Annotated in this window: 26 protein-coding genes; 6 read left to right on the forward strand and 20 right to left on the reverse strand. The window is 49.6% G+C overall.

Annotation, left to right across the window (positions count from 1 at the left end; translation table 11 throughout):
• The first annotated feature begins 303 nt into the window (after nt 1-303).
• Nucleotides 304-858 (forward strand): gamma carbonic anhydrase family protein, encoded by a 555-nt coding sequence (locus A7098_RS05595; protein ID WP_001285642.1) that lies wholly within the window; start codon nt 304-306, stop codon nt 856-858.
• Here the strand turns inward: A7098_RS05595 and A7098_RS05600 are convergent.
• Genes A7098_RS05600 through dprA form a run of 6 tightly spaced genes read right to left on the reverse strand, consistent with a single transcriptional unit; the run spans nt 834 to nt 4,628 of the window.
• The gene (locus A7098_RS05600; protein ID WP_001070563.1) at nt 834-1,091 is read right to left on the reverse strand and encodes a DUF1488 domain-containing protein; all 258 of its coding nucleotides are present in this window, start codon (nt 1,089-1,091) and stop codon (nt 834-836) included. The two genes, A7098_RS05595 and A7098_RS05600, sit on opposite strands and share 25 nt — an antisense overlap.
• The gene (gene aroE / locus A7098_RS05605; protein WP_105280481.1) at nt 1,088-1,906 is read right to left on the reverse strand and encodes a shikimate dehydrogenase; all 819 of its coding nucleotides are present in this window, start codon (nt 1,904-1,906) and stop codon (nt 1,088-1,090) included. The genes A7098_RS05600 and aroE overlap by 4 nt, the downstream gene beginning before the upstream one ends.
• A gap of 4 nt (nt 1,907-1,910) precedes the next feature.
• On the reverse strand, nt 1,911-2,483 hold the full coding sequence (gene tsaC, locus A7098_RS05610) for an L-threonylcarbamoyladenylate synthase type 1 TsaC (RefSeq protein WP_010346162.1): 573 nt from the start codon (nt 2,481-2,483) through the stop codon (nt 1,911-1,913).
• Between the two features lie 4 nt (nt 2,484-2,487).
• A complete protein-coding gene (locus A7098_RS05615) occupies nt 2,488-3,030 on the reverse strand; it encodes a type I DNA topoisomerase (protein WP_001129722.1) in 543 nt (180 codons plus the stop codon).
• Nucleotides 3,031-3,058: 28 nt separating this feature from the next.
• A complete protein-coding gene (smg, locus tag A7098_RS05620) occupies nt 3,059-3,532 on the reverse strand; it encodes a DUF494 family protein Smg (protein WP_000460672.1) in 474 nt (157 codons plus the stop codon).
• Nucleotides 3,504-4,628, reverse strand: a complete 1,125-nt coding sequence (dprA, locus tag A7098_RS05625) for a DNA-protecting protein DprA (protein WP_105280482.1) — start codon at nt 4,626-4,628, stop codon at nt 3,504-3,506. Before dprA ends, smg begins: the two co-directional genes overlap by 29 nt.
• 129 nt (nt 4,629-4,757) lie before the next feature.
• Here dprA and def point away from each other — a divergent pair, with 129 nt between their 5' ends.
• The 5 genes from def (at nt 4,758) to mscL (ending at nt 9,502) form a co-directional block, all read left to right on the forward strand.
• Nucleotides 4,758-5,267: a peptide deformylase gene (def, locus tag A7098_RS05630; RefSeq protein ID WP_000114984.1), complete on the forward strand. Its 510-nt coding sequence runs from the start codon at nt 4,758-4,760 to the stop codon at nt 5,265-5,267.
• A 14-nt stretch (nt 5,268-5,281) separates the two neighbouring features.
• The gene (gene fmt / locus A7098_RS05635; RefSeq protein WP_000004459.1) at nt 5,282-6,229 is read left to right on the forward strand and encodes a methionyl-tRNA formyltransferase; all 948 of its coding nucleotides are present in this window, start codon (nt 5,282-5,284) and stop codon (nt 6,227-6,229) included.
• A 45-nt stretch (nt 6,230-6,274) separates the two neighbouring features.
• The gene (gene rsmB, locus A7098_RS05640) at nt 6,275-7,564 is read left to right on the forward strand and encodes a 16S rRNA (cytosine(967)-C(5))-methyltransferase RsmB (protein ID WP_001411437.1); all 1,290 of its coding nucleotides are present in this window, start codon (nt 6,275-6,277) and stop codon (nt 7,562-7,564) included.
• 21 nt (nt 7,565-7,585) lie between these two features.
• Nucleotides 7,586-8,962 carry a Trk system potassium transporter TrkA gene (trkA, locus tag A7098_RS05645; protein WP_000691382.1) on the forward strand — a complete coding sequence of 459 codons (1,377 nt, stop codon included), beginning with the start codon at nt 7,586-7,588 and terminating at the stop codon, nt 8,960-8,962.
• Between the two features lie 129 nt (nt 8,963-9,091).
• Complete coding sequence (gene mscL / locus A7098_RS05650) at nt 9,092-9,502, forward strand: large-conductance mechanosensitive channel protein MscL (protein WP_000022442.1); 411 nt, start codon at nt 9,092-9,094, stop codon at nt 9,500-9,502.
• On the opposite strand, the gene arfA is transcribed toward mscL, so the two are convergent.
• From arfA to rplR, 14 genes are all read right to left on the reverse strand, one after another.
• A complete protein-coding gene (arfA, locus tag A7098_RS05655; protein WP_032226602.1) occupies nt 9,499-9,717 on the reverse strand; it encodes an alternative ribosome-rescue factor ArfA in 219 nt (72 codons plus the stop codon). The two genes, mscL and arfA, sit on opposite strands and share 4 nt — an antisense overlap.
• A 55-nt stretch (nt 9,718-9,772) precedes the next feature.
• The gene (gene zntR / locus A7098_RS05660) at nt 9,773-10,198 is read right to left on the reverse strand and encodes a Zn(2+)-responsive transcriptional regulator (RefSeq protein ID WP_000285607.1); all 426 of its coding nucleotides are present in this window, start codon (nt 10,196-10,198) and stop codon (nt 9,773-9,775) included.
• A gap of 10 nt (nt 10,199-10,208) precedes the next feature.
• The gene (locus tag A7098_RS05665) at nt 10,209-10,577 is read right to left on the reverse strand and encodes a DUF1992 domain-containing protein (RefSeq protein WP_000266502.1); all 369 of its coding nucleotides are present in this window, start codon (nt 10,575-10,577) and stop codon (nt 10,209-10,211) included.
• Between the two features lie 106 nt (nt 10,578-10,683).
• Nucleotides 10,684-11,067 (reverse strand): 50S ribosomal protein L17, encoded by a 384-nt coding sequence (rplQ, locus tag A7098_RS05670; protein ID WP_001216368.1) that lies wholly within the window; start codon nt 11,065-11,067, stop codon nt 10,684-10,686.
• Nucleotides 11,068-11,107: 40 nt separating this feature from the next.
• On the reverse strand, nt 11,108-12,097 hold the full coding sequence (rpoA, locus tag A7098_RS05675; RefSeq protein WP_001162094.1) for a DNA-directed RNA polymerase subunit alpha: 990 nt from the start codon (nt 12,095-12,097) through the stop codon (nt 11,108-11,110).
• Between the two features lie 25 nt (nt 12,098-12,122).
• Nucleotides 12,123-12,743, reverse strand: a complete 621-nt coding sequence (gene rpsD, locus A7098_RS05680; protein ID WP_000135224.1) for a 30S ribosomal protein S4 — start codon at nt 12,741-12,743, stop codon at nt 12,123-12,125.
• Between the two features lie 33 nt (nt 12,744-12,776).
• Complete coding sequence (rpsK, locus tag A7098_RS05685; RefSeq protein ID WP_001029684.1) at nt 12,777-13,166, reverse strand: 30S ribosomal protein S11; 390 nt, start codon at nt 13,164-13,166, stop codon at nt 12,777-12,779.
• Nucleotides 13,167-13,182: 16 nt separating this feature from the next.
• Nucleotides 13,183-13,539, reverse strand: a complete 357-nt coding sequence (gene rpsM / locus A7098_RS05690) for a 30S ribosomal protein S13 (protein WP_000090775.1) — start codon at nt 13,537-13,539, stop codon at nt 13,183-13,185.
• Nucleotides 13,540-13,685: 146 nt separating this feature from the next.
• On the reverse strand, nt 13,686-13,802 hold the full coding sequence (gene rpmJ, locus A7098_RS05695) for a 50S ribosomal protein L36 (protein WP_000868187.1): 117 nt from the start codon (nt 13,800-13,802) through the stop codon (nt 13,686-13,688).
• 31 nt (nt 13,803-13,833) lie between these two features.
• Nucleotides 13,834-15,165: a preprotein translocase subunit SecY gene (gene secY, locus A7098_RS05700; RefSeq protein WP_001118861.1), complete on the reverse strand. Its 1,332-nt coding sequence runs from the start codon at nt 15,163-15,165 to the stop codon at nt 13,834-13,836.
• A 7-nt stretch (nt 15,166-15,172) separates the two neighbouring features.
• Nucleotides 15,173-15,607 (reverse strand): 50S ribosomal protein L15, encoded by a 435-nt coding sequence (gene rplO, locus A7098_RS05705; RefSeq protein ID WP_001238917.1) that lies wholly within the window; start codon nt 15,605-15,607, stop codon nt 15,173-15,175.
• Between the two features lie 3 nt (nt 15,608-15,610).
• Nucleotides 15,611-15,790 (reverse strand): 50S ribosomal protein L30, encoded by a 180-nt coding sequence (rpmD, locus tag A7098_RS05710; protein WP_001140433.1) that lies wholly within the window; start codon nt 15,788-15,790, stop codon nt 15,611-15,613.
• A gap of 3 nt (nt 15,791-15,793) precedes the next feature.
• A complete protein-coding gene (gene rpsE / locus A7098_RS05715; RefSeq protein WP_000940121.1) occupies nt 15,794-16,297 on the reverse strand; it encodes a 30S ribosomal protein S5 in 504 nt (167 codons plus the stop codon).
• A gap of 14 nt (nt 16,298-16,311) precedes the next feature.
• Nucleotides 16,312-16,665, reverse strand: coding sequence for a 50S ribosomal protein L18 (rplR, locus tag A7098_RS05720; protein ID WP_000358960.1), 354 nt, complete (start codon nt 16,663-16,665; stop codon nt 16,312-16,314).

The following is a 16,665-nucleotide window of genomic DNA, read 5'->3' on the forward strand; positions in this document are numbered from 1 at the left end:
TGTCGCGAGGTGGCGTATATTACGCTTTCCTCTTTCAGAGTCAACCCTGAATTTCAGGATTTTACTCTTCGTTGTTACGAGCATCTTGTGAAGTGTTTCACGTTGTCGTCTCAACGGAGGCGCATTATAGGGATCCCAATTTTTTGCACAAGTACTTTTTTGATCTTTTTTTCTGTTTGTTCTTTTTTCAGCCTCTTTGCTGCATTCACATGCAAAATGGCGCATTTTTACATAGCAAAACACTTGCGCAAGGCTAATAAAGCACCCAAAGTCATAGATAAATCATTTTTCGTTGAGGTAAGTATGTCAGACACTCTACGCCCATACCGGGATCTTTTTCCACAAATCGGTCAGCGAGTCATGATTGACAGTAGCAGTGTGGTTATTGGTGATGTTCGGTTGGCCGATGATGTGGGGATCTGGCCACTTGTTGTAATTCGTGGTGATGTTAATTATGTTCAGATCGGCGCCCGAACCAATATCCAGGATGGCAGCGTCTTACACGTGACCCATAAATCAACGGCTAATCCACAAGGCAATCCGTTAATCGTCGGCGAAGACGTTACGGTTGGACATAAAGTGATGCTCCACGGCTGCACCATTGGCAATCGAGTTTTGGTTGGGATGGGCTCAATTTTACTTGATGGCGCAATAGTAGAAGATGATGTGATGATTGGTGCGGGTAGCCTGGTCCCACAAAATAAACGGCTGGAGAGCGGATATCTGTATCTCGGTAGCCCCGTCAAACAGATCCGCCCGTTAAGTGATGAAGAGAAGGCTGGGTTACGCTATTCCGCGAATAATTACGTCAAATGGAAAGACGAATATCTGGATCAGGGTAACCAGACCCAGCCTTGATCATCTTCACTTTGTTCCTGAATTAAGTTTTCCGCTTCTTCTTCCAGGTCCCAGCGATGCTGACGAAAACTCGCTAACCACTGTTCTGGCGTATCTCCAGTAAAGCGATACGCCAGGCTCTCGCCAGAGATCGCACATGTCAGTTGCATACCATTCACCAGAGCGGGAAAACATACACATTTTTTATTCTCGTCCCACTCTTCCCTGTCTGGAAACTGGATGGCCTGATTCACACCGCCAGCTCCTGTTGCAATTGTTTGATGACCGGTTCTACATCAGGCAGAACGCCATGCCAAAGAAGGAAGGCATGAGCCGCCTGTGCCACCAGCATCCCTAAACCATCAGCATTACGCTTTGAGCCTCGCTGCTCACACCATGCCAGAAAAGGTGTTTTTCCTTTCTGATAGAACATGTCATAACAACAAATACCTGGATGGATGAGCGATGCTGGGATCGCGGGAATATCACCACTGATGCCACTGGATGTTGCATTAATAATGAGATCGAACTCATGACTTTCCAGTTCATCCATACCCAACGCCTGAATACTGCCAGTATGCGCAAACAATTTAGCCAACTCTTCCGCGCGGGAAACCGTCCGATTAGTGATTGTCACCACACAGTCCAGGGAAAGAAGTGGCAGTAGTACACCGCGAGATGCCCCGCCAGCGCCAATGAGCAGGATACGTAGCCCGGGGCGGATAAAAGAGAGACGTTCCAGATCGCTTAACAAACCTACGCCATCGGTATTGTCACCCAGCAGGCGCCCATCTTCTAACTGCTTGAGGGTATTAACAGCACCAGCCAACGCTGCCCGTTCAGTGAGTTCATCCGCTCTGGCAAAAGCCTCTTCTTTAAAAGGCACCGTCACATTCGCACCTTTACCACCAGCACTAAAGAAAGCGTTCAGTGTGTTGATGAAATCATTGATGGGTGCCAACACGCGCCCATAGGGATGTTCAATATTCAGTTGCTGAGCAAATTGCTGATGAATGAATGGCGATTTGCTGTGGGCTATCGGATTACCAAAAACAGCATAGATTTCCATTATGTTACCCCTGTCGAAACAGTTCACCCGTCAGGGCATCGCGGATTTCTGAAGGATTTAAACGCCCCCCCGTTTCACCAGGCACAACCGGGAACGCCGCGCCAAATTGTGCGCGAACTTCGTCTACTGTCCGGCAAGGTGGCAATCCACTCAAGTTGGCACTAGTAGAAACCAGCGGTTTACCATAAGCCTGGCACAAAGCAATCACCAACGGATGGTCGGTGACTCGTACAGCAAGCGAATCAAAGCGCCCCGTCAACCAGCGCGGTGTTGTCGCAGGCGCGGGAAAGACAAAGGTGACAGGACCTGGCCAGCGGGAAAAAATGGTTTCACGCTGCGCGTCCGTCAGCATGCTGTCATCGATATAAGGTTTGAGCTGCTCGTAATTTGCTGCGATTAAAATCAGCCCCTTATCAACCGGACGCTGTTTTAACTCCAACAGTCGCATCACTGCAGTTTCGCTATCAGGATCGCACCCGACACCGAAAACAGCTTCCGTTGGATAGGCGATGACACGTTCTTCATTGAGGACATCTACCGCAGCCGCGATAGCGTCTCCTTGCAGGTTATTATTCACGTTATTATTCCGCCGAAACCGGCTTTCCACATTGTTTACTGGCACAGAAATGTTTAACACCCTGCGCGGTTTTCTTTTCGATGAGTAGCGGATAGTGACACTCAGGACACTCTCCGGCTATGGGTTTGAAGTTAATGGCAAATTGACACTCCGGGTAGCGATCACAAGAGTGAAATGTTTTGCCATAACGGGAGCGGCGCTGGACCAGATGGCCCGTCCGACATTGGGGGCATGTAATTGCTGTTTCGTCCGGTTTATCGATAAGTTCGGTATGTTCGCATTCAGGGTAGTTAATGCAACCAATAAACATACCAAAGCGTCCCTGGCGTAATACCAGATTTGCGCCACATGCAGGGCAAACCTGCCCCTCCAGAACTTTGACGATATGTCCATCTGCTGAAGATTTCAGAGGACGGACGTAGTCACACGCCGGATACTGTGAGCATCCAAGAAACGGACCGTGTTTCCCGGATCGAATAACCAGTTCAGCCCCGCACTTTGGGCAGGACTCATTATTACGCACCGTGAACAGTGCTGATTTCGCCATAACAACTTATGCTGAATTAAAGAAATGATTAATGCAGCATACCTTCATTCACTTCAAAGAGTAATTCTTCCATTTGCTGGTACGCATTTTCGCAGCCCGGAATATTGAACAACACCATCAGGATTACCCATTTCAGGTCTTCCAGGTCGAACTCTGCGGTATCCAGCGCGAGCACTCGCTCTATCACCATTTCACGGGTTTCAAGGTTAAGCACCTGAATTTGCTCAAGGAAAAGCAGAAAACCACGACAGCTGGCATCCAGTCTTTCACACTCTTCAGGGGTATAAATACGCATGGAGAGTGGATCAGAGGCCAGTTGCATCGGTTCTGCCAGTCCTTCCTGATAATCCGCAAGCTTTTCCAGCCAAAGCAGGGCATTGTAGATATCTTCTCGATCAAATCCTGCGTCGGTAAGATCCTGTTCAAGTTTGTCTTGATCCACACGCAACTCAGCTTCTGTGTGAATATAGGTTTCAAACAAATACATTAGTACGTCGAACATGGCATGCCCTCCTCAATCGGACATAGCCGCCGGGTACAGCTGCGATCCATCCTGCTAACTCCAGTTCGAGTAGTTGAGTAACTACCTCTGGCACAGGTTGGCCGGCACGTTCAGCGACGACGTCAACAGGTGTTACCTCATCTCCTACGTTAGCCAGGAGCTCAGGAAATGGCAATGCCACGTCTTCCTGATCTGGTGAATAAAATGAATTTTCAGGGGCGTCTGGCAACCAGTGCAATCCAAATTGCAAGTTTTCCAGAATTTCTTCCGGTTCCGTCACAAGAATCGCACCTTGTTTTATTAACCAGTGAGGCCCTTCGCTTCCCGGATTCCCTATTGGTCCTGGCAAGGCAAAAACTTCACGCCCCTGCTCAAGCGCACAACGTGCTGTCACCAACGAACCACTGCGCAAAGCCGCTTCCACCACCAGTACACCTTTACTTAGACCACTGATAATGCGATTTCTTCGTGGGAAATTGTAAGCAAGGGGTGGAACATCGAGGGGAAATTCCGAGACAAGTGCCCCACCATGTTCAAGCAAACTGGTAGCCAGTCGGGCATGGCGGCGGGGATGAATGGTATTAAGTCCGTTCCCCAATACAGCAATGCTGACGCCATTTACCTGTAAGGCCGCTTTATGCGCCACACCATCGATTCCACGCGCCAGTCCACTCGTAATTGTCACTCCACGCTTCGCCAGAGTTTCGCAAAATAATCGTCCCCATCGCTCGCCATACCATGAATGCGCCCGACTCCCCACTACGGCAAGCTGAAATGAATGCAGCGCGTGCAGTTCTCCTTCAACAAACAGTGCGCCGGGGTAATCTGTCGTCACCAGAAGTTGAGGAGGATAAAATTCGCTGTCCGCAGGGATTAAATGATGGTTGGGTTGCTCCAACCAACAAAGTGAGCTTTCGATACTCTTTCGTGGAAATGAAAGAAAGCGTTGTGCCTGCCGCAATGTAAGCCCTGTTTGCTGCAATACAACCGCATCAATATGCGACTGTTTTGCCACCCAGTGAGCGATACGGACCATATCATCGCCGTACAAGCTGCTGATGCTCATTAAACGCAGCCAAATTTCTGTATCGACCATCCTTATCTCCCTGCCATAAGCAGCCTTAGCAATCTTTGCGATTGGTCAGTGATGCTGTCAATCAGAGGGGGATTTGTCTAGAATAGAAGAAATAATCTTTCTAACTCCTGAACACATCTCTGGAGATTTATGTCAGTTTTGCAAGTGTTACATATTCCGGACGAGCGGCTTCGCAAAGTTGCTAAACCGGTAGAAGAAGTGAATGCAGAAATTCAGCGTATCGTCGATGATATGTTCGAGACGATGTACGCAGAAGAAGGTATTGGCCTGGCGGCAACCCAGGTTGATATCCATCAACGTATCATTGTTATTGATGTTTCGGAAAACCGTGACGAACGGCTGGTGTTAATCAATCCGGAGCTTTTAGAAAAAAGCGGCGAAACAGGCATTGAAGAAGGATGCCTGTCGATCCCTGAACAACGTGCTTTAGTGCCACGCGCAGAGAAAGTTAAAATTCGCGCCCTGGACCGCGACGGTAAACCATTTGAACTGGAAGCAGATGGTCTGTTAGCCATCTGTATTCAGCATGAGATGGATCACCTGGTCGGCAAACTGTTTATGGATTATCTGTCACCGCTGAAACAACAACGTATTCGTCAGAAAGTTGAAAAACTGGATCGTCTGAAAGCCCGGGCTTAAGGATAAGAACTAACGTGTCAGAATCACTACGTATTATTTTTGCGGGTACACCTGACTTTGCAGCGCGTCATCTCGACGCGCTGTTGTCTTCTGGTCATAACGTCGTTGGCGTGTTCACCCAGCCAGACCGACCGGCAGGACGCGGTAAAAAACTGATGCCCAGCCCGGTTAAAGTTCTGGCTGAGGAAAAAGGTCTGCCCGTTTTTCAACCTGTTTCCCTGCGTCCACAAGAAAACCAGCAACTGGTCGCCGATCTACAGGCTGATGTTATGGTTGTCGTCGCCTATGGCTTAATTCTGCCTAAAGCAGTGCTGGAGATGCCGCGTCTTGGCTGTATCAACGTTCATGGTTCACTGCTGCCACGCTGGCGCGGTGCTGCACCAATCCAACGCTCACTATGGGCGGGTGATGCAGAAACTGGTGTGACCATTATGCAAATGGATGTTGGTTTAGACACCGGTGACATGCTCTATAAGCTCTCCTGCCCGATTACTGCAGAAGATACCAGTGGTACGCTGTACGACAAGCTGGCAGAGCTTGGCCCACAAGGGCTTATCACCACGTTGAAACAATTGGCAGACGGCACGGCGAAACCAGAAGTTCAGGACGAAACTCTTGTCACTTACGCCGAGAAGTTGAGTAAAGAAGAAGCGCGTATTGACTGGTCACTTTCGGCAGCACAGCTTGAACGCTGCATTCGCGCTTTCAATCCATGGCCAATGAGCTGGGTGGAAATTGAAGGACAGCCGGTTAAAGTCTGGAAAGCATCGGTCATTGATACGGCAACCAACGCTGCACCAGGAACGATCCTTGAAGCCAACAAACAAGGCATTCAGGTTGCGACTGGTGATGGCATCCTGAACCTGCTCTCGTTACAACCTGCGGGTAAGAAAGCGATGAGCGCGCAAGACCTCCTGAACTCTCGTCGGGAATGGTTTGTTCCGGGCAACCGTCTGGTCTGATAGTCCACTCTTCTAAGCCCGGTCTTGCCGGGCATTTTTATACTTATGAAAAAACAACGTAATTTACGTAGCATGGCGGCCCAGGCCGTTGAACAAGTCGTCGAGCAAGGGCAATCATTAAGCAACATTCTGCCACCGCTCCAGCAAAAAGTTTCCGATAAAGACAAAGCACTTCTTCAAGAGTTGTGCTTTGGCGTACTGCGTACGCTTTCGCAGTTAGACTGGCTGATTAATAAGTTAATGGCCCGTCCGATGACCGGCAAACAGCGGACCGTGCATTACCTGATTATGGTTGGTTTGTATCAACTGCTTTATACCCGCATTCCACCTCATGCTGCGCTGGCTGAAACGGTTGAAGGCGCTATCGCAATTAAGCGTCCGCAACTTAAAGGGTTGATTAACGGTGTATTACGCCAGTTCCAGCGTCAGCAAGAAGAGTTATTAGCCGAGTTTAATACCAGTGATGCACGTTATCTGCATCCTTCCTGGTTGCTGAAGCGTCTGCAAAAAGCGTATCCAGAGCAGTGGCAATCCATCGTCGAAGCCAATAACCAGCGTCCGCCAATGTGGCTGCGTATTAATCGTACGCATCATTCCCGCGACAGCTGGCTTGCATTGCTGGATGAAGCAGGAATGAAAGGTTTCCCGCATGCGGATTACCCTGATGCTGTACGGCTGGAAACACCTGCACCTGTTCATGCGCTACCTGGTTTTGAAGACGGATGGGTTACCGTTCAGGATGCATCAGCACAAGGTTGCATGACCTGGCTTGCGCCACAAAACGGTGAACACATTCTGGATCTTTGTGCCGCCCCCGGCGGTAAAACAACGCATATCCTTGAGGTGGCACCAGAAGCGCAGGTTGTTGCGGTTGATATTGACGAACAGCGCCTCTCTCGCGTTTACGACAATTTAAAACGCCTTGGTATGAAGGCAACCGTGAAACAAGGTGATGGCCGTTACCCTTCCCAATGGTGTGGCGAGCAACAGTTTGATCGCATTTTATTAGATGCGCCTTGTTCAGCAACCGGTGTGATTCGTCGCCATCCGGATATTAAATGGTTACGTCGCGATCGCGATATCCCAGAACTCGCGCAATTGCAGTCTGAAATTCTCGACGCCATTTGGCCGCATTTAAAATCCGGTGGAACCCTGGTCTATGCCACCTGTTCGGTGTTACCGGAAGAGAATAGCCTGCAGATTAAAGCCTTTTTGCAACGTACCGCTGATGCCGAACTTTGCGAAACAGGAACACCAGAGCAACCGGGTAAACAAAATCTGCCTGGTGCCGAAGAGGGCGACGGCTTCTTTTACGCTAAGCTAATCAAAAAGTGATGAGATAACGGGTCGCGACTGATGAAAATTATCATTCTGGGTGCCGGCCAGGTTGGCGGCACACTGGCGGAAAACCTGGTTGGCGAGAACAACGATATCACTGTTGTCGATACCAACGGTGAGCGTCTGCGAACCTTGCAGGATAAATTTGACCTGCGAGTCGTGCAGGGGCATGGCTCTCATCCACGCGTATTGCGGGAGGCAGGTGCCGACGACGCCGATATGCTGGTTGCTGTAACCAGTTCAGATGAAACCAATATGGTTGCCTGCCAGGTAGCCTACTCACTTTTCAACACCCCTAATCGCATCGCTCGTATCCGCTCACCAGACTACGTACGCGATGCCGATAAGCTATTTCATTCAGATGCTGTACCGATTGATCATCTGATCGCACCAGAGCAGTTGGTTATCGATAATATTTACCGACTGATTGAGTATCCCGGCGCATTGCAGGTGGTGAACTTCGCTGAGGGTAAAGTCAGCCTCGCTGTGGTTAAAGCCTATTATGGCGGCCCGCTGATTGGTAATGCACTTTCGACCATGCGCGAACATATGCCACATATCGATACTCGTGTGGCAGCAATTTTCCGCCACGATCGCCCCATTCGTCCGCAAGGTTCGACCATTGTTGAGGCTGGTGATGAAGTGTTCTTTATTGCCGCTTCACAGCATATCCGCGCGGTGATGAGTGAATTACAGCGACTGGAAAAACCGTATAAGCGGATCATGCTGGTTGGTGGCGGTAATATCGGTGCAGGGCTGGCGCGTCGTCTGGAAAAAGATTACAGCGTTAAACTCATCGAACGTAATCAGCAGCGCGCTGCCGAACTGGCGGAAAAGTTGCAGAATACGATCGTCTTTTTTGGTGATGCGTCGGATCAAGAACTGCTGGCCGAAGAACATATCGATCAAGTTGATCTGTTTATTGCCGTCACCAACGATGACGAGGCCAATATCATGTCCGCCATGCTTGCCAAACGTATGGGTGCGAAAAAGGTGATGGTATTGATCCAGCGTCGCGCTTATGTGGATCTGGTTCAGGGGAGCGTGATCGATATTGCGATTTCACCACAACAAGCAACTATTTCTGCGTTGCTTAGCCATGTGCGAAAAGCAGATATTGTTGGTGTTTCCTCATTGCGCCGCGGCGTAGCAGAAGCTATTGAAGCCGTTGCTCATGGTGATGAAAGCACCTCACGCGTTGTCGGCAGAGTCATTGACGAAATCAAGCTACCGCCAGGAACGATTATTGGAGCGGTGGTACGTGGAAACGACGTGATGATTGCCAATGACAATCTGCGCATTGAGCAAGGCGATCACGTAATTATGTTCCTCACAGATAAAAAATTTATTACCGACGTCGAAAGACTCTTCCAGCCAAGCCCTTTCTTCTTGTAATTAATAAGGCGTCTAATGACGCCTTATTATTTCCCTTTGATTATCAAGGATTAATTAAATTCATTCCTGGCAGGAAAATGGCTTAACATTTGTTAGACTTATGTTTGTCGGCTTCATAGGGAGAATAACATGAGCATTATTAAAGAATTTCGCGAATTTGCGATGCGCGGGAACGTGGTGGATTTGGCGGTGGGTGTCATTATCGGTGCGGCATTCGGGAAGATTGTATCTTCACTGGTTGCCGATATCATCATGCCACCACTGGGCTTATTAATTGGCGGGATCGACTTTAAACAGTTTGCTGTCACGCTACGCGATGCGCAGGGGGATATCCCTGCTGTTGTGATGCATTACGGTGTCTTCATTCAAAACGTCTTTGATTTTCTGATTGTGGCCTTTGCCATCTTTATGGCGATTAAGCTAATCAACAAACTGAATCGGAAAAAAGAAGAACCAGCAGCCGCACCAGCACCAACTAAAGAAGAAGTATTACTGACAGAAATTCGTGATTTGCTGAAAGAGCAGAATAACCGCTCTTAACAAACACCTGAAAGCAGAAGGCCAGTGGTAAAAAAGTGATTTACTTTCTTGCCACTGGCCTCCCAGTTCCCCCGATTGCCATGTTTTCCTTTTCGCATGTAACTGCCTTTCCCTTTCTTATTTTTCTCTACTCGCTGTCGGAATAAGGGATCATGTAGTAATGCTTCTATCGCATTATACTTTATCTGCCCTTTAGTATGCTGATATCGGCTCATAAAAACTCCAGTTGGTTATTTAACGGCGCGAGTGTAATCCTGCCAGTGCAAAAAATCAACAGCCGCTCTTAACGCCACTCGCCCCTTGTTCAAGAGCTTCAAGAATCGAGCAATAAACACTGCTATGGGCGGTCCCACAACAGGCATCGTTAAGGCGTTGCAAGGAACGCTGCATACTCTGCAACTCGGCTATCCGTGCTTCGACTTCCTGCAATCTTTCCTGCACAATGCCTTTTGACTCCTGACAGGTATGGTGTTCAGGATCGATACGGATCGACAGCAACTCGCGGATCGACTCTAGACTGAAACCTAGTTGTCTGGCATGGCGGATAAATTTCAATCGCTGGAGATCGCTTTCGGTATACAGGCGAAACCCACCTTCAGTACGCACTTCATGCTCCATCATCTGCTGCTTTTCGTAATAACGAATCGTGTCGGGTGTTACTTCCGCCATTTTTGCCAGCTCACCAATGCGATACATACATACTCCACTAGTTATCGTTGATTTTATTCAACAACTTGTCAGCATAATCGCCGCGTAAAAAATCGGTACTCAATCCAGCTTGTCGCAGCTTCAATTCCAGTAATGACAATCGACGGCTAACCTCTTGATATTGCGGATCATCGTGACGGATACCTTTGAGGATATCCAGAAGCTGAATTGCTTCCCTCCGTTGCTCAAGTTCTGGCGGTAAGCAACCGGCATTCTTCAGCAAGCGATACCCCGCACGTAATTCCGGTGGCACATGAGAATCATCATCCAGTATCAATGGTTCGCCGCTACCTGTCAGGTTATCAAACTCACCTTTCGCTTGCGCTTCTGCTATATGACGCTCTGCCCACTGGTCAAGTAACCACATAAATACTCCAGGGGATGAACAAAAAGAGTACAACTATTGTAGATAAGTGGGGATGCTACGGGTATAAAAAAACCCGCCGGGGCGGGTTTTTTTACGTTGCTTCAGATTACTCTGCAGCAGCTTCTGCTTTCTCTGAACGATCAACCAGCTCGATGTAAGCCATCGGCGCGTTGTCGCCTGCACGGAAGCCACACTTCAGAATACGAGTGTAACCACCGGCACGGCTCGCGAAACGCGGGCCCAGTTCGTTAAACAGTTTTGCCACGATCTCGTTATCACGAGTACGGGCGAATGCCAGACGACGATTAGCAACGCTATCAGTCTTGGCAAGAGTAATCAGCGGCTCAACTACGCGGCGCAGCTCTTTCGCTTTAGGCAGAGTCGTCTTGATGATTTCATGACGAACCAGTGAACCTGCCATATTGCGGAACATAGCCTGGCGATGGCTGCTGTTGCGGTTCAGTTGACGACCACTCTTACGATGGCGCATGACCTTATCCTTCTCAGTAAAACCTTAACCTGTGATCCGGTTACTCGTCAGCGATGCTTGCCGGTGGCCAGTTTTCCAGGCGCATGCCCAGAGACAGTCCACGGGAAGCCAGCACGTCTTTAATCTCAGTAAGAGATTTTTTACCAAGGTTAGGCGTTTTAAGGAGCTCAACCTCGGTACGCTGTACCAGATCACCGATATAGTGGATAGCTTCTGCTTTAAGGCAGTTAGCAGAGCGGACAGTCAATTCCAGATCGTCAACAGGGCGCAGCAGGATCGGATCGAACTCTGGTTTCTCTTCTTTCACTTCAGGCTGACGTACATCACGTAAGTCAACGAAAGCTTCCAGTTGTTCAGCCAGAATGGTTGCCGCACGACGAATCGCCTCTTCAGGATCGATTGTGCCGTTGGTTTCCATTTCGATGACCAGCTTGTCCAGGTCGGTACGCTGTTCTACACGCGCTGCTTCAACATTGTAGGCAATACGCTCCACAGGGCTGTAGCATGCGTCGACCAGCAGACGGCCGATTGGGCGCTCATCTTCTTCCGAATGAATTCGGGTAGAAGCCGGCACATAACCACGACCGCGCTGAACTTTGATACGCATGCTAATAGACGCGTTCTCATCGGTCAGGTGGCAGATCACGTGCTGCGGCTTGACGATTTCGACATCACCGTCGTGGGTGATATCGGCTGCAGTCACAGGGCCAATGCCAGATTTATTCAAGGTAAGAATAACTTCATCTTTGCCCTGAACTCTCACCGCCAGCCCTTTCAGGTTGAGCAGGATTTCCAGGATATCTTCCTGAACGCCTTCTTTGGTGCTGTACTCATGTAGTACACCATCAATCTCAACCTCGGTCACCGCGCAACCCGGCATCGATGAGAGCAGAATACGGCGCAGTGCGTTACCCAGAGTATGGCCAAAGCCACGCTCTAAAGGCTCAAGGGTCACCTTGGCGTGCGTCGAACTCACTTGCTCGATATCAACCAGGCGCGGTTTTAGAAACTCTGTCACAGAACCCTGCATTGTGTCCTCTCTTTGGTACTAAGCTTTACTTGGAGTAAAGCTCGACGATCAGGTGTTCGTTAATGTCCGCAGACAGATCAGAACGCTCCGGCTTACGCTTAAACGTACCTTCCATCTTGCCAGCATCAACTTCCAGCCAGGTTGGCTTTTCACGCTGCTCAGCCAGCTCCAGAGCGGCTTTCACGCGAGACTGCTTCTTCGCTTTCTCACGAATGCTTACAACGTCATTCGGACTAACCTGATAAGAAGCGATGTTAACAACACGACCGTTTACCATAATTGCTTTATGGCTAACCAGCTGACGTGCTTCTGCACGAGTGGCACCGAAGCCCATACGGTATACAACGTTGTCCAGACGACCTTCCAGCAGAGCCAACAGGTTTTCACCGGTGTTGCCTTTCAGACGTGCTGCTTCTTTGTAGTAGTTACGGAACTGACGCTCCAGCACACCATAGATACGGCGAACTTTTTGCTTTTCACGCAACTGCACACCATAGTCAGACAGACGCGGTTTACGCGCACCGTGCTGGCCAGGAGCTTGTTCAATTTTACACTTGGTATCGATCGCGCGAACGCCAGACTTAAGGAATAAGTCGGTGCCCTCACGACGGCTCAGCTTGAGCTTAGGACCCAAATATCTTGCCATTTTCTTTCTCCAACAAACCTGGAAAACGAGGCGTTATACGCGACGTTTTTTCGGCGGACGACAACCGTTATGAGGGATCGGAGTCACATCAGTAATGTTAGTGATGCGGAAACCTGCGGCGTTCAGAGCACGAATAGTAGATTCGCGGCCTGGACCCGGACCTTTAACCATAACTTCCAGATTCTTGATGCCGTATTCTTTCACGGCGTCAGCGCAACGCTCTGCTGCAACCTGAGCTGCAAACGGAGTGGATTTGCGAGAACCACGGAAACCGGAACCACCGGCTGTTGCCCAACCCAACGCGTTACCCTGACGATCAGTGATAGTCACGATGGTGTTGTTGAAAGAAGCATGGATATGAGCCACGCCGTCAGAGACTTGTTTTCTTACACGTTTACGTGCACGAATTGGTGCCTTTGCCATTATTCAATCACCCCGATTATTTCTTGATCGGTTTGCGCGGACCCTTACGGGTACGTGCGTTGGTCTTGGTACGCTGACCGCGAACCGGGAGACCACGACGATGACGCAAACCGCGATAGCAACCAAGATCCATCAGGCGCTTGATGCTCATGCTGATTTCACGGCGCAGATCACCTTCAACGACAAATTTGGCAACTTCGTCACGCAGCGTGTCGATTTGTCCTTCAGACAGCTCACTGATCTTAACATCTTCAGCGATACCCGCTGCAGCCAGGATGGCTTTAGAACGGGTCTTGCCGACGCCATAAATCGAAGTTAATGCGATTACGGCATGCTTATGATCAGGAATGTTAATGCCTGCTATACGGGCCACTATGCACTCCTACTATTTAATATGTACGTTCCATGCTGAAAAGCCCGTTTTCAGGATACTCAAATGGAAACGCACAGACATACAAAAGATTGGCTGGCTAATCTAGCCAGCTCAACCCAACTTTGCAAGAAAAATATGCGAAAAAATCAGCCTTGGCGCTGTTTATGCTTCGGCTCGGCACTGCAAATCACACGGATGACACCATCACGCTTAACGATTTTGCAGTTACGGCATAATTTCTTGACGGAAGCACGAACTTTCATTTTTACTCTCCGTAACTTCTCGGGCGACCAATTATCGGCCGTAGCCTTTCAGGTTCGCCTTCTTCAATGCAGACTCATACTGACTGGACATCATCAGAGTTTGCACTTGAGCCATAAAGTCCATAATCACGACAACAACGATAAGCAGTGAGGTCCCACCGAAGTAGAACGGTACTTTCATTGCATCACGCATGAACTCCGGGATCAGGCAGATAAAGGTAATATACAGCGCACCAACCAGGGTCAGGCGGGTCATTACTTTATCGATATACTTCGCCGTTTGCTCTCCCGGACGAATTCCTGGTACAAATGCACCGGACTTCTTCAGGTTATCTGCTGTTTCACGCGGGTTGAAAACCAACGCCGTGTAGAAGAAACAGAAGAAGATGATTGCAGACGCATAGAGTAACACATAAAGCGGTTGCCCAGGCTGCAAATACAGCGAAATTGTTGTCAGCCAGTTCCAACCAGTACCGCCCCCGAACCATGACGCGATGGTCGCCGGGAACAGAATAATACTGGAAGCGAAGATTGCCGGGATTACCCCCGCCATATTCACTTTCAGCGGTAAATGTGTGCTCTGTGCAGCATAGACACGACGACCTTGCTGACGTTTCGCGTAGTTTACCACAATGCGGCGTTGACCACGCTCAACAAATACAACAAAGAACGTCACTGCAAATACTAATACTGCAACCAACAGCAACACGAGGAAGTGCAGGTCGCCTTGACGCGCTTGCTCGATAGTATGGGCAATGGCTGGCGGGAGTCCCGCGACAATACCGGCGAAGATAATGATTGAAATACCGTTGCCGATACCTCGTTCAGTGATCTGTTCGCCCAACCACATCAGGAACATCGTTCCTGTGACCAGACTTACAACAGCGGTGAAGTAGAATGCAAAGCCCGGGTTAATCACCAGGCCTTGCATACCTGGCATATTCGGCAGACCGGTAGCAATACCGATCGACTGGAATATTGCCAGCACCAGAGTACCGTAGCGGGTGTACTGGCTGATCTTACGACGACCAGACTCCCCTTCTTTCTTAATTTCTGCCAACGTTGGGTGAACCACCGTCAGCAGCTGGATAATGATCGACGCCGAAATATACGGCATGATCCCCAGAGCAAAGATAGAAGCACGGCTGAGAGCACCACCAGAGAACATGTTAAACATCTCAATGATGGTGCCTCGCTGTTGCTCAAGCAGTTTGGCAAGTACAGCGGCATCAATACCAGGGATCGGAATAAAAGAGCCAATACGGAACACAATCAGCGCACCGATAACAAACAGCAGTCTGCGTTTCAGCTCGCCTAAGCCACCTTTGGCACTTTGAAAATCTAATCCCGGTTGTTTAGCCATCTGCTACTTATTCCTCGATTTTACCGCCAGCAGCTTCGATAGCAGCACGAGCGCCTTTAGTAACACGCAGGCCACGAACAGTTACCGGAGTCGTTACTTCGCCAGCCAGGATCACTTTCGCGAACTCGATCTGGATACCGATAATGTTAGCCGCTTTCAGCGTGTTCAGGTCTACTACACCGCCTTCTACTTTAGCCAGGTCAGACAGACGAACTTCGGCTGTAATCGCTGCTTTACGAGAAGTGAAGCCGAATTTCGGCAGACGACGGTACAGAGGCATCTGACCACCCTCGAAACCGCGACGTACGCCACCGCCAGAACGAGACTTCTGACCTTTGTGACCACGACCACCGGTTTTACCGAGGCCAGAACCGATACCACGACCCAGGCGTTTACCCGCCTTTTTGGAGCCTTCGGCCGGAGACAGAGTATTTAAACGCATCTCTTACTCCTCAACTTTAACCATGAAGGAAACCGCGTTGATCATACCGCGAATAGCAGGAGTATCCTCGCGCTCTACGGTGTGACCAATACGACGCAGACCCAGGCCAAGCAGCGTTGCCTTGTGTTTCGGCAGACGACCGATTGCACTGCGGGTTTGAGTAATTTTAATAGTCTTTGCCATGGTTTATTTCCCCAGAATTTCTTCAACGGATTTACCACGCTTGGCAGCGACCATTTCTGGAGAATTCATATTTTCCAGGCCATCAATAGTTGCACGAACCACGTTGATCGGGTTGGTGGAACCATATGCTTTAGCCAGAACGTTATGAACCCCAGCGACTTCCAGAACGGCGCGCATTGCACCACCGGCGATGATACCGGTACCTTCGGAAGCCGGCTGCATGAATACGCGAGAACCCGTGTGAACACCTTTAACAGGGTGTTGCAGAGTGCCGTTATTCAGCGCGACGTTAATCATATTGCGACGGGCTTTTTCCATCGCTTTCTGGATCGCTGCTGGAACTTCACGCGCTTTACCGTAACCAAAACCAACGCGACCGTTACCATCGCCAACTACAGTCAGAGCTGTGAAGGAGAAAATACGACCACCTTTAACGGTTTTAGATACGCGGTTTACCGCGATCAGCTTTTCCTGCAGTTCGCCAGCTTGTTTTTCGATGTGAGCCATCTTACACCTCTACCTTAGAACTGAAGGCCAGCTTCACGGGCAGCATCTGCCAGTGCCTGGACACGACCATGATATTGGAACCCGGAACGGTCAAAGGATACATCTTTGATGCCTTTTTCCAGAGCGCGTTCAGCGACAGCTTTACCCACAGCTGCAGCCGCGTCTTTGTTACCGGTGTACTTCAGTTGTTCAGCGATAGCTTTTTCTACAGTAGAAGCAGCTACCAGAACTTCAGAACCGTTCGGTGCAATTACCTGTGCGTAAATGTGACGCGGGGTACGATGTACCACCAGGCGAGTTGCGCCCAGCTCCTGGAGCTTGCGGCGTGCGCGGGTCGCACGACGGATACGAGCAGATTTCTTATCCAT

The organism is Escherichia sp. MOD1-EC7011, from assembly GCF_002965005.1.
Lineage (GTDB): Bacteria > Pseudomonadota > Gammaproteobacteria > Enterobacterales > Enterobacteriaceae > Escherichia > Escherichia ruysiae.